Annotated in this window: 13 protein-coding genes; 12 read left to right on the forward strand and 1 reads right to left on the reverse strand. The window is 28.3% G+C overall.

Annotated elements, in window-relative coordinates:
* From HCG76_RS00840 to HCG76_RS00850, 3 genes are read left to right on the forward strand one after another with little or no spacing between them, the layout of a single operon-like run.
* Positions 1 to 1,281, forward strand: a complete 1,281-nt coding sequence (locus tag HCG76_RS00840) for a glycosyltransferase (RefSeq protein WP_221698454.1) — start codon at positions 1 to 3, stop codon at positions 1,279 to 1,281.
* Positions 1,282 to 1,286: 5 nt separating this feature from the next.
* Positions 1,287 to 2,432, forward strand: a complete 1,146-nt coding sequence (locus tag HCG76_RS00845; protein WP_221698455.1) for a glycosyltransferase — start codon at positions 1,287 to 1,289, stop codon at positions 2,430 to 2,432.
* 11 nt (positions 2,433 to 2,443) lie between these two features.
* On the forward strand, positions 2,444 to 3,076 hold the full coding sequence (locus tag HCG76_RS00850; protein ID WP_221698456.1) for a cyclodeaminase/cyclohydrolase family protein: 633 nt from the start codon (positions 2,444 to 2,446) through the stop codon (positions 3,074 to 3,076).
* An 86-nt stretch (positions 3,077 to 3,162) separates the two neighbouring features.
* Here HCG76_RS00850 and pdaA read toward each other — a convergent pair whose 3' ends face one another.
* Positions 3,163 to 3,963 (reverse strand): delta-lactam-biosynthetic de-N-acetylase, encoded by an 801-nt coding sequence (pdaA, locus tag HCG76_RS00855; protein WP_221698457.1) that lies wholly within the window; start codon positions 3,961 to 3,963, stop codon positions 3,163 to 3,165.
* Between the two features lie 487 nt (positions 3,964 to 4,450).
* On the opposite strand from pdaA, the gene HCG76_RS00860 reads away from it, so the two are divergent.
* The 9 genes from HCG76_RS00860 (at position 4,451) to HCG76_RS00900 (ending at position 13,181) form a co-directional block, all read left to right on the forward strand.
* Positions 4,451 to 6,181, forward strand: a complete 1,731-nt coding sequence (locus tag HCG76_RS00860) for an ABC transporter ATP-binding protein (RefSeq protein ID WP_221698458.1) — start codon at positions 4,451 to 4,453, stop codon at positions 6,179 to 6,181.
* Positions 6,182 to 6,215: 34 nt separating this feature from the next.
* Positions 6,216 to 7,967 (forward strand): ABC transporter ATP-binding protein, encoded by a 1,752-nt coding sequence (locus tag HCG76_RS00865; RefSeq protein ID WP_370778842.1) that lies wholly within the window; start codon positions 6,216 to 6,218, stop codon positions 7,965 to 7,967.
* A gap of 211 nt (positions 7,968 to 8,178) precedes the next feature.
* A complete protein-coding gene (locus HCG76_RS00870) occupies positions 8,179 to 8,646 on the forward strand; it encodes a GNAT family N-acetyltransferase (RefSeq protein ID WP_221698460.1) in 468 nt (155 codons plus the stop codon).
* A 63-nt stretch (positions 8,647 to 8,709) separates the two neighbouring features.
* Complete coding sequence (locus tag HCG76_RS00875) at positions 8,710 to 9,171, forward strand: GNAT family N-acetyltransferase (RefSeq protein ID WP_221698461.1); 462 nt, start codon at positions 8,710 to 8,712, stop codon at positions 9,169 to 9,171.
* 32 nt (positions 9,172 to 9,203) lie between these two features.
* Entirely contained in the window at positions 9,204 to 9,731 is a 528-nt protein-coding gene (locus HCG76_RS00880) for a GNAT family N-acetyltransferase (RefSeq protein WP_221698462.1), read from the forward strand.
* Between the two features lie 163 nt (positions 9,732 to 9,894).
* A complete protein-coding gene (gene ychF / locus HCG76_RS00885; RefSeq protein WP_221698463.1) occupies positions 9,895 to 10,992 on the forward strand; it encodes a redox-regulated ATPase YchF in 1,098 nt (365 codons plus the stop codon).
* A 297-nt stretch (positions 10,993 to 11,289) separates the two neighbouring features.
* Entirely contained in the window at positions 11,290 to 11,718 is a 429-nt protein-coding gene (gene mraZ / locus HCG76_RS00890) for a division/cell wall cluster transcriptional repressor MraZ (RefSeq protein WP_221698464.1), read from the forward strand.
* Between the two features lie 13 nt (positions 11,719 to 11,731).
* Positions 11,732 to 12,664 (forward strand): 16S rRNA (cytosine(1402)-N(4))-methyltransferase RsmH, encoded by a 933-nt coding sequence (gene rsmH / locus HCG76_RS00895; protein ID WP_221698465.1) that lies wholly within the window; start codon positions 11,732 to 11,734, stop codon positions 12,662 to 12,664.
* A gap of 40 nt (positions 12,665 to 12,704) precedes the next feature.
* Entirely contained in the window at positions 12,705 to 13,181 is a 477-nt protein-coding gene (locus HCG76_RS00900; protein WP_221698466.1) for a hypothetical protein, read from the forward strand.
* Positions 13,182 to 13,259 lie beyond the last annotated feature (78 nt).

The following is a 13,259-nucleotide window of genomic DNA, read 5'->3' on the forward strand; positions in this document are numbered from 1 at the left end:
ATGAAGATACTGTTTATAGCTTGTTATTCACCATTAATAAATAATTCAGCATCTATTGAAACTTTACAATACTTAAATAATTTAGCTAAAATTGAAGGAAATGAAGTTCATCTTTTAACTGTAAATTTCCCGGAAAATTCAATTTATTATGATAAATATATTTTAAGTATGTTAGATAAAAGAGTTAAGATGCACGTTGTTTCAGGTGGAAAGATATTTGAAAAAATAATGCCAAAGAAATCTAATAATGTTGAAAATAATAGTAGTAGTTCAAATAAAAAGAGTGTAGTTAAAACTATTTTAAAAAAAGGAAAATCTTTAGTTGCTATTCCTGATATGTACTTTAATTGGGCAAGGAGAGCATCAAAATATGGAATAGAACTAACTAAGAAGGAAAAATTTGATGTTATATTTTCAATGCATGAACCACCATCAAGCCATATTTGTGCATTAAAAATTAAAGAAGAATTTAAGGATATTCCATGGGTAACCTATTGGAGTGATCCATGGCTTAAAGATTCTACTAGAGAGCATATTAGTGCAGCTAGAAGGAGATTTGAAGGTAATTATGAAAAGAAAATTGTAGAGCTTAGTGATAGATTTATTTTTGTAACGAAAGCTAACAGAGATGATTATATAAATAGTTATAAAATTCCTGTAGAAAAAACTTTTGTAGTAACAAGAGGATATGATGAAAAACAATATGAAGAAATAAAGCTTAAGGCTAATCCAACTAAAATTTTAAAGAATAAAATTAATTTTGTTTATGCAGGAGAAATTTTTGCAAAGCTTAGAGATGTAAGACCTTTTATAGAAGCGTTAAATAATATAAAAGGCAGAGATATAGAATTATTCAATAAATTAAATGTTTTATTCTTTGGAAATATAGATGATGAAGAAATAAAAAATCAACTTATGAATGTTGATAATATAACTGTATCATCTAGAATTCCATACGATGAAGCTTTAGGTTATATGTTGAGTAGTGAAGTTTTACTTCTGTTTGGTAATAAAAACTCAAAACAAATACCAGCTAAAATTTATGATTATTTTGGAGCTAATGGACTTATATTTGTAATCCTTGGAGATGAAAATGATCCTATAAAAGATGTTGTTTTAGACAAGAAAAAATGTATAGTAGTAAATAATAATTCTAAAGAAATAGAAGATGGAATTGAAAAAATGGTTAATATTTTAAATAGCAATGAGAACTATGGTCCCATTGAAGAATATAAGTGGCAATATATTTCTAAAAAGCTTAATGATATTTTAAAGGGGTAATTATTATGCATATAATGTTTATACCTTCTTGGTATGATAATGATAGAAATAAGGTACATGGTAGTTTCTTTAGAGAACAAGCAACTAAGCTTCAAGAAAGTGGGGTAAAGGTTACTGTTGCATATAATGAGATTTGGCCATTGACATTAATGGGAAAAGTTAAAGAAAAAAGCGGATTATCTTTCAAAGTTGAAAAGGGATTAAGAACTTATAGATATAAGAATTATAACTTTATACCTAAGCATCCTTTAATGTTTAATATTTTTGATAAAAGAATGGAAAAACTATATAAGGAAGTTGTTGAGAAAGAAGGAAAGGTAGATATTATACATGCACAGTCATCATTGTGGGGTGGAATTAGTGCAGCTTATGTTGCTAAAAAGTATAATATTCCTTTAGTTATTACTGAACATTCTTCTGTAAAAAGAGGTGCCTATGTTAGAGAAAGTTATTATAAAAGAATAATTGATTCTTACAAAAGCGCAGATAAAATAATAGCTGTTGGAAATGGGCTTAAAAAAGAAATAGAAGAATTAAGTGAAAGAAAAGATATAAAGGTTATAGGAAATTTAGTTGATTTATCACTATTTGACATAAGAAATATTAATAAGGAAACTAATGAATTTACATTCTTTAGTATTGCCTTTTTAGAAGGTGAAAAAGGCTTTGATACTTTAATTAAAGCTTTTGCAAAGGAATTTAGAAATAAAAAAGTAAGATTAGTCATTGGTGGAGATGGAAGTCAGAAGGAATGGCTAAAGGAAATAACTAAAAATGAGGGTGTAGAAAATCAAGTAATCTTTACTGGTGCATTAGCTAGAGAAGAAGTAGCTCAATGGATGAATAAGTGTGATACATTTGTATTACCCTCTAGATACGAAACTTTTGGGGTAGTTTATATAGAAGCTTTAGCAAGTGGAAAGCCTGTTATTGGGGCTTTTAATGGTGGAGCTGAAGATATAGTAAATAAAGATGTTGGAATACTTGTTGAAAAAGATAATATAGAACAATTAAGTGAAGCTATGAATTATATTAAAACAAATATTAACAAGTATAATCCAAGTCAAATAAGAAGATATTGTACTGATAAGTTTAGTGCAAAAGTAATAATAAATAAGATAATTAGCACTTATGAAGAGGTACTTAAATAAGGGGGATAATTATGGATTTTAAAGAATATTCAATTGATAAATTTTTATATGAGTTAAAAACAGATTTGCCATCTCCGGGTGGTGGTAGTACGGCAGCATTAGTTTCAGCTCTTGCTGGTGCTTTAAATTCAATGGTATATTCATTTACAGTTGATAAAAAAGTTTTCGAAAAATTAGATGATGATAAAAAAGAAAAGATGAGAAATTTAAAGAATGAATGTGAAAACTTCATAAATAAAAGTATGTTTTTTATGGAAGAGGATAGAAATACATTTACGGCTTTAATGGATTGTTTTAAGTTACCTAAGGAAACAGAAGAAGAAAAGTCTTATAGAAGTAAAACAATAAGAAAAAAAACAATAGAAGCTATGGAAGCCCCATTAAACTTAGCAAAAACTGCTTTAGGATTTTATGAAAATATAGAGTTTGCAGTTGAGTATGGAAATAAAAACTTAACTTCAGATGCAATTGTATCTGCAATACTTTTACATAGTGCAATAGAAAGTGCAGTAGTAAATGTATTTGTAAATTATAATTCTTTAGGAAATAAAGAAGGATATGAAAATATACCTAATGAATGCAGAGAAATAATGTCAGAATCGTTAAATAAAAAAACAGAAATAGTAAAAGATTTTGGAATATAAAATTAAAAGTCATAATAAATAAGTTTACTTCTTATTTATTATGACTTTTTTGTTGAAATACTTAGGTTAATTATACGTTAAATATGTTATTGATAGTCAGGAAGTTCATTAAGTGATTTAAACTCATAACCATCAGCTTTAATTTGCTCAAGTACTGTTTTTAGAACAGCAGTATTTGTTTTAGAAACAGCATGTATAAGCATTATACATCCAGGGTGCACACCGTTAGTAATTTTTTTAATTGCTTCTTCTTCGCTAGGTTGATTATCTATAATCCAATCTTTGTAAGCAAAACTCCAAAAGATAGTTTTATAACCAAGATCTTTAGTTTTCTTTAAAGAATTAATTGAATATTTCCCCATAGGTGGTCTAAAGAATTTTGGCATATCAGTACCAACAATTTCTTTGTAAGCTTCTTCTACATCGGTAAATTCTGCTTTGAATTTTTCAAGGTCTGTAATAGTTGCCATTGATGGATGATGGTTAGAATGGTTACATACTAAGTGACCTTCATCAGCCATTCTTTTTATAATTTCAGGATTTTGAGTTATATAAGGCTTAACAACGAAGAAGGCTGCTGGCACATTTTCTTCTTTCAAAACATCTAATATCTTTGGTGTATAACCATTTTCATATCCTTCATCAAAAGTTAAATAAATAACCTTTTCGTTAGTATCACCTAAATAGTAAGCATCATATTTAGATAAAAGTCCTGTAGCCTCTTTAGGGCATTCGGGTAATGTATCTTTACCTCTATTTACAAAATACCAATTTAATTCAGTGTCATCTGATGACTGTGTATTAGAATGGCTAAAAGCAATTGTAGATAAGCAGCTTATTGATAAAATAAAAGCTAGCATGAAAATAAATAACTTATTTTTTCTCATTCTAAATCCTCCCTTTCATAAGTTATATTAGTATGTTTTGTATATGACGAGATAATACACGTGGGAAAAAGAGGTGAAGCTATAAAAATAATGGAAAAAAATAAAAAGAAAATATTGACAGGTGGTAAAAATAGGAATATACTTGTAAAAGAATAAATTATTTAGGAGGTAGGAATATGTTAAATATTAGATTTAGAAATTATAAAGAAAATAAAATAATTGAAAATAACCCTATCTCTATGTTTTTATATAACTAAAAATAGTTTATATAAAATTTATTTTTAATTTTACTTAGTAAATAGAGGTGGTGGTTATTAACCATGGCCTTTTTGTATATTTTTATAAAAAGTATATTCTATCATATTATGATAATGAAAAGCCGTGGTATAGCCATGGCTTTTTTTATTCTAAAGGAGGAGAGGTTATGGAAAATGGAGATCTAAAAGATGGATGACCATTAAATTTTAAACTAAAGGGGGAGTCAATAATGACTAAAGTATTTAAGTACGTATTAAAGTATAAGGGAACATTGATTTTTGGAACTATATCTATGCTTATTGTTATTGGTGTTGATTTATTAATTCCATATATGCAACAAATATTTATAGATGATGGAATTATTGCAGGAAATGAGAAAAGCATATTTTTTGTTCTAGGGGCTATATTGGCGATTTCAGTAATTAAAGCAATATTTGGGTATAATAAAGAATTTAAATATGATTTATTGAGTACATGGGTTCACCAAGATATTAAAAATGATCTTTTTACTCATATTCAAAAATTAGAATTTAAGTATTTTGATGAAATGAATACTGGAGAGTTAATGTCAAGAATTGGAGAGGATGCAGAGAATATATGGCAGACTATAGGTTTTGGACTAAGACTTTTCGTTGAAAATATAATTTATTTCGTTATATCAACAATAATTTTATTTTATTTAAATTGGAAATTAGCTTTAGCATGTTTTGTTGTTATGATTCCAATAGGATTTATTGCGGTACAGCTTGAAAAGAAGTTTGGTAAATGCTATGGAGAAATAAGTGATAAAACAGCAGAAATAAATACTACAGCTCAAGAGGATATAGCAGGAATTAGACTTGTTAAAGCCTTTTCAAGAGAAAAATATGAAATAAGCAGATTTTTAAAATTAAATAGATCTTATTATGATTTAAATATGAATCAGGCAAAAGTAATAGGTAATTATTTTCCTAAAATAGAGTTCTTAACTAATATTTCATTAGTGATAATGATAGTTTTAGGTGGATATTTAGTTATGAATGAGGAAATGTCAATTGGAGTTTTAGTAGCTTTTAGTGGGTATATATGGAATCTTATATGGCCAATGAGAATGCTAGGAGAACTTACAGATTTAATTTCAAGAAATTTAGCTTCTGCAAAAAAAATATTTGCAATTATTGAAAGAGAACCTGAAATAAAAAGTGGTTTATTAAATGATACAAATATTAAAGGGGATATTAAATTTGAAGATGTTAGTTTTAGCTATAATGATGAATTAGTATTAAAAAATATTAATTTAGATATTAAAGCAGGAAGTACTGTAGCTATAATGGGCACTACAGGTTCAGGAAAATCAACTTTATTAAACCTTATAGGAAGATATTATGATGTAAAAGAAGGTTGTATAAAAGTTGATGATGTTGATGTTAAAAACTATGATTTAGAAGTTTTAAGAAGTAGTATGGCAATTGTGCCACAGGATACTTTCTTATTTTCTGATTCTATATTAAACAATATAAAGTTTAGTAATGAAAATGCAGATATAGGTGAAGCAAAGAAATATTCTAAATTAGCATGTTCTTTAGATTTTATAGAAGATTTAGAACAAGGATTTAATACTGAAATAGGAGAAAGAGGAATAGGACTTTCAGGAGGTCAAAAGCAAAGAATATCTATTTCTAGAGCATTAATAAGGAATTCTTCAATTTTGATTTTAGATGATTCAACTTCAGCTTTAGATATGGAAACAGAACAAGAGCTATTAAGAAATTTATCACAAATGGAAAAGCAAAGTACAACCTTTATAGTTGCACATAGGATTTCAGCAGTTAAAAATGCAGACTTAATAGTTTATTTAGAAAATGGTGAAATAAAAGAAAAAGGAACTCATGAGGAACTATTAAAATTAAAAGGTGCTTACTATGATATTTATTGTGAGCAGTTTAAGGATTTTAATCTTTTAGAAGAGGAGGTTATATAATATGCAAAACAATATAAATAAAGATGAAGAAGTTATGAGACGTAGCAAAAGTGAAATAACTATGAAGTTATTAGCGTACCTTAAGCCATATAAAATTAAGTCATTTTTAGTAGTTTTATTGATGATATTTGTAATGGTATGTGAAATAGTAAATCCCTTATTATTAAAAATAGCTATAGATGATTATATAAGTAATAAAAATGTTAATGGACTAATATTAATAGGCGTTTCATTAGTATCATTAAATTTAGTTGCTTGGGGATTGTCAAAAATAAGATGGAAAGTAATAACTAGCATAACTAATAATATTTTAGTAAATATAAGACATGAGCTATATAGCCATATTCAGTATTTATCCTTTGATTTTTTTGATAGCAGACCAGTAGGAAAAATACTTGCAAGGGTTGTTGGCGATGTTAATGCATTAAAAAATTTGTTTTCTCAAGCAATACAGTCATTTATTCCACAAATAATTAATTTGTTTTGTGTTGCAATAATAATGTTTATGCTTAATGTTAAATTAGCTTTAGCATCAATAATATTATTACCTTTATTAGGATTTGCAATGTTTTGGATAGAGATTTATTCAAGAAGAAGATGGGAAACTTATAGAAATAAGCGTTCAAATTTAAATGGATTTACCCACGAAGATTTTTCAGGAATAAAAGTTGTACAAGGATTTGCTAAAGAAAAAGGAACGGAAAATAACTTTAAAAATATGGTGGGAGAATTAAGTGATTCTTTTGTAAGTGCTGTAAGATTAAATGATTGCTTCTGGCCATTAGTAGAATTATCTTGGGGAGTAGGAACTCTTGTAGTTTTTGCTGTAGGATACTTTTTAATAAAAAATGGTGAAATAGAAATAGGTACTTTAATAGCATTTTCAATGTATGTTGGTATGTTCTGGAGACCTATTATGAATCTTTCAAGTTTTTATAATACTCTAATTACAAACTTTTCTGCAGCAGACAGAATTTTTGACATATTAGATGTAGAGCCTGTTATAAAAAATTCTTTAAATGCTAGACCAATTGGAAAAATTCAAGGTAATGTAGAGTTCAAAAATGTTACTTTTTCTTATGATGATGAAAATGAAGTGTTGAAAAATGTAAGCTTTAAAGTTTCGAAGGGGGAAAAGATTGCTTTAGTAGGAGCTACAGGTGCTGGTAAAAGTACAATAGTTTCATTATTAAGTAGATTTTATGATCCAACTGAAGGAAAGATTTTAGTGGATGGAAAAGATATAAAAAATGTTGATTTAGAAAGTTTAAGAAGCCAAATGGGAATTATGCTACAGGATACATTCTTATTTTCAGATTCTATTATGGAAAATATCAGATATGGAAGACTTGATGCTACTGATGAAGAAGTTATTAATGCAGCTAAGGCTGTAAATGCTCATAAGTTTATTACGGAATTAGAAAAGGGATATGATACTGAAGTTAATGAAAGAGGATCAAGATTATCTTTAGGTCAAAGGCAGCTTATATCTTTTGCAAGAGCACTTCTTGCAAATCCAAGAATATTAATTTTAGATGAGGCAACTTCTAATATTGATACTCAGACAGAAAAGCTAGTTCAGGAAGGTATAGAAAGGATTCTTCATGGAAGAACTTCATTTGTAGTTGCTCATAGACTTTCGACCATTAGAGATTGTGATAAGATTATGGTTATAAATGATGGCGAAATTGAAGAGGTTGGGAATCATGAAGAACTTCTAAAGAAAAAAGGAAGTTATTATGAGCTTTATATGGCACAATATAACTTCTTAAGTGAAGGAGCTTAGGCTAGTTAGAAGTTAATAATTAGTTTTAGATAGTGAAAAGTTAAGAGTGTTTTTTAAAAAATAGCACTCTTAGCTTTTCAAATAAATTAAAATGAAGCTAAATAATAAGCAGGGATTATAAGGTTTGGAAGAAGATAAGATACTATATGCTTTTAGATGAATTATTTTAGATAGGTTTCAAGTAGATTATTAATAGGAGAGTGTGAAGTAAATGAATTTAGAATATAAAATAATGAAAGAAGAAGATTTTGAAAGTTGTGCATATGAGCTTATAGAGGCATTTAAGGAAGAACCTTGGAATGAAGAGTGGACATTTGAACAAGCATTTACAAGAATTGATGAAATTATGTCTGCAAGAGTATCAAGAGGATATGTTATTTATGATGGAGATACAGTAGCAGCAATGGCGTGCGGAAGAATTATGACTTATATAGATTTTAAAGAATTATGGATTGATGAACTAAGTGTAAATCCTTTGTATCAAGGAAAAGGTGTTGGTAGTAAACTTATGGAATTTATAAGAAGTGAACTAAAAAAGGAAAAAAGTAAAATTTCTTATTTGGCTTTAAATACAGAAAGAGATTATCCTTGCATTAAATTTTATGAAAATAATGGATTTAAGGCTTCAGAGACAAATGTTGTAATGTTTGCTAATGTAGATTATAAAGGAAACAGTTAAGAATAAAATATTTATATTATTCTTGGAATAATGAAAGCAATAATATAGGGGGACATAATAAAAATGAATATAAATTTTAGAGAAATAGATAAAACAAATTATAATACATGCTTCATGCTGACGGTGGGGGATCATCAGAAAGATTATGTAGCTAGTAATGCTTTTTCGTTGGTACAAGCTGCTTATGAAGAAGGATTATATCCATTAGGGATATATGATGGTAATGAAATGATAGGATTTTTACTATATGATTATGATGAAGAGTTAGAGGGATGGTCATTTTCAAGATTTATGATAGATATTAATCAGCAAAATAAGGGTTATGGAACTATAGCGTTAAGAAAATTTTTAGAGTTTTTTCATGATAAGTTTCCTAATGAAAAAATATACACAAGTGTAGAAATAGATAATGAAATAGCTATTAAACTATATGAAGGTTTTGGATTTGTAAAAGTTAATTCATTTGAATACAAAATAGAAGAAAAAGTATATAGAGAATTTAGAATGATTAAGGAAAAGTGGTAAATTTAAAAAGTTTATAAATTAAGGAGATAGATATGGAGTTTATAAATATTGAGGCGGATAATATAAAAGCAGAATTGTTTTCAAAGTTTAAAAGATATCAAAAGATAACAAAATGCTGGAGAAAGATTGAAGGGCAATGGGTTATAAAAGATATTGCTTTTACAGAAGAGTGGGGAATTGAGGAGTATAAGATATTATCATCATGCTTAAAAAATACAGTAGAAACAGGTGGAATGGTAATGGGAGCTTTTTCGGATGGAATTTTAAAGGGATTTGTATCTGTTGAAGCAAGTTTATTTGGAAAGAATAAAGAGTACTTAGATTTGTCTAGTATACATGTTTCTCAAGAGATAAGAGGAAATGGCGTTGGGAAAGAACTTTTTACATTTGCAAAAAAATGGGCAAAAGAACATGGGGCGAAGAAATTATATATATCTGCACATTCATCAGTAGAGAGTCAAGCCTTTTATAAAGCAATGGGCTGTGTTGAAGCAGAGGAATATAGTATAAAGCATGTAGAAAAAGAACCTTGTGATTGTCAATTAGAATGTAAAGTTTAACGAGAATGAAATAATATATAAGGATTATAAAGAAATATGTTTGAAGATTTCGAGTAAAATTGAAAAGTATGGAGAAGAAAAGAATATTTTATCGTTGAAATTAAATTAGTTCTAGAGTATAATCTTAGAAGTATTAGTAACGGATGAAAGGAATGTTATATAGATGAGATTAGGGATTGTAGGACTACCAAACGTAGGAAAGAGTACATTATTTAATGCTATAACAAAGGCTGGAGCAGAATCAGCAAACTACCCATTCTGTACAATAGAACCAAACGTAGGAGTTGTTAGTGTACCAGATAAGAGATTAGACGTATTAGAAAAAATGTATGGTACAAAGAGAAAAATATATACTGCTGTAGAATTCTATGATATAGCTGGATTAGTTAAAGGAGCTTCAAAGGGTGAAGGTTTAGGAAATAAATTCTTATCACACATAAGAGAAGTAGAAGCTATAGTACATGCTGTTAGATGTTTCGAAGATGAAAATGTAGTTCACGTTGAAGGTTCAGTAGATCCAATTAGAGATATAGAAACTATAAACTTAGAACTTATATTTGCAGATTTAGAAGTTTTAGAAAGAAGAATGGAAAAAGGAGTAAAACTTGCTAGATCAGGCGATAAAAAAGCTAAAGCAGAATATGAAATAATGGAAAAGGTTAAAGCTCACTTAGAAGCTAATAAGCCAATAAGAACTTTAGAATTAAATGAAGACGAAGAAATTTTTGTTAAGAGTCTATTTATGATTACTTCTAAACCAGTATTATATTCTTGTAATATATCAGAAGATGATATGATGGCTGGAAACTTAGATAATAAGTATGTAAAAATGGTTAGAGAATATGCAGAAAATGAAAACTCAGGAGTAGTTGTTGTATGTGCTAAGCTTGAAGAAGAATTATCTGGATTAGATGAAGAAGAAAAGGCTGAAATGCTAGAAGAGTACGGAATAGAAGAATCAGGATTAGATAAGTTAATAAGAGAATCTTATAAATTATTAGGATTAATAAGTTATTTAACAGCTGGTGTTCAAGAAGTTAGAGCTTGGACAATTAAAGAAGGAACAAAAGCTCCAGCAGCAGCAGGTAAAATTCACTCTGATATCGAAAGAGGATTCATCAGAGCAGAAGTTGTTTCTTATGATGCTTTAGTTGAATGTGGTTCAGAAGCAGCTGCTAAAGAAAAAGGATTATATAGACTTGAAGGAAAAGAATACGTAATGAAAGATGGAGATGTAGTAAACTTCAGATTTAACGTATAATAAATATAGAAAAGGAACTGTAAAAACAGTTCCTATTTTTATGAAAAAATATATAACAAATAAAAAGAAAAAAAGACTAATATCGTCAAATATTTACAATAAAAGGAAATAAAAAAAGCATAGAATTATTCCAATTAAAAAATAGATGAAAGTGTTGATTTATCGGTATTTACAAAAAGAAAAAAATACTATTTTAAGTAAATATATCTTGAAGGAAAGCGAATATTTTTATAGAATATATATATAGTGGTGTAAAGTGGTTAAAAGTGGATTAGTATGACTTAATGGGGGTGCAAAATGTTTATTGGAGAGTATTCACATAGTTTGGATAGCAAAAATAGAATTATTGTACCTGCAAAATTAAGAGATGAACTAGGAAATAAGTTTTTTATTACTAAGGGACTTGATGGATGTCTTTACGCTTACCCGGAAAATGAATGGAAAATACTTGAGGAAAAACTTAAGAAGTTACCACTCACTAATAAAGATGCAAGGGCATTTGTAAGATTTTTCTTTTCAGGTGCTTGTGAAGTGGAAATGGATAAACAAGGAAGAGGATTAATTCCATTAAACCTAAAAGAATATGCAGGCATAGAAAAGGATATAGTAAGTATAGGCGCCTTAACCAGAGTAGAGATATGGAGTAAGGAAAAGTGGCAAGAGTATAATGAATTAAATATAGATTTTAATTCAATTGCTGAAAAAATGGGCGATTTAGGAATATAAGGAGTTAGAAAAAATGGAGTTTAATCACGTATCAGTTTTACTGAATGAATGTTTAGAAGCACTTAATATTAAAGAAAATGGTATTTATGTTGACGGTACATTAGGAGGAGCAGGTCATTCTTCTGAAATTCTTAAAAGATTATCAAATGAAGGAAGACTTATAGGTATAGATCAAGATAAAGATGCATTAAGAGCAGCGGGCAAAAGGTTACAGAATTATTCAAATGTTACTTTTGTACATAACAATTTTCATAATATAGGGGCAATCTTAGAAGAGCTTGAAATTGAAAAAGTAGATGGGATTCTAATGGATTTAGGAGTTTCTTCTTATCAATTAGATGAAGGTGAAAGAGGCTTTAGTTATATGAAGGATGCACCTTTAGATATGAGAATGAATAGAGAAAATAATTTTTCTGCATATGAAGTTGTTAACGAATATAGCGAAGAAGAATTATATAGAATCATAAGAGATTATGGTGAAGAGAAATTTGCTAAAAGAATAGCTAATTTTATTGTAACTAGAAGAAGTGAAAAAAATATAGAAACTACATTAGAGCTAGTTGAAATAATAAAAGATGCAATTCCTGCAAAGGCGAGAAGAGAAGGACCTCATCCAGCGAAAAGAACTTTCCAAGCTATTAGAATTGAAGTAAATAGTGAACTTTCAATTTTAAATAAGGCTATAGAAGACGGGGTTAATAAGCTAAATAAAGGTGGAAGAATGGCTATAATAACTTTCCACTCTCTAGAAGATAGAATAGTAAAAAATAAGTTTAGAGATTTAGCTGTATCTTGTAGATGTCCAAAAGAATTTCCAATTTGTGTTTGTGGAGAAAAAGCAAAAGTAAAAGTTATAACAAGAAAGGCAATAGACCCTTCAAAGGAAGAGGTTGAAATAAATCCAAGAAGTAGAAGTGCAAAATTAAGAGTAGTAGAAAAAATATAAACATATAAATATTATGAAAATTGGCAGGGATGTGAATAAAATGGGAGTTAGGGAATATGATTATATAAGAGGAAATACAGCTTTAGCACCAGAGAGAAAAGTTAAGGAAATAGATAAAAAAAGAGAGATACAAAGAAAAGAGAGAGAAAAAAAGGCTTATCAAAAAAGAAAAAGTTTTTTAGTTAGTGGCTTAACAATTGGTGCCATTATGTTTGCATTAGGAGCTACAACTTTATATTTAGATGGAAAAATACATGATCTTCAAAAACAATTATTAATTTTAGAAGGTAATATGAAGGAAGAAGAAGATGTGAATGCAGCAATTAATGTAGATATGCTAAAATTTGCGTCCTTTGATAAAATAAAAAGCACTGCAGAAAATGAATTGGGAATGGTTTATCCAAGTTCAGAAAGTACTATAAGTATTGATATGTCAAAAGAATACTTTGCACATTTAAATAATGAGGAAAGTAAGAAAAGTGGTTTACTACAAAAAATTATAGCGGCGTTTAATTAATGGATAGTTTATAGAGGTGTAGACACAAGGTATATCGTAGCAGTAGTATTTTAAACTTTTATTATTCATTAATTAAAT

This window comes from Clostridium sp. K13 (assembly GCF_019734195.1).
Lineage (GTDB): Bacteria > Bacillota > Clostridia > Clostridiales > Clostridiaceae > Clostridium.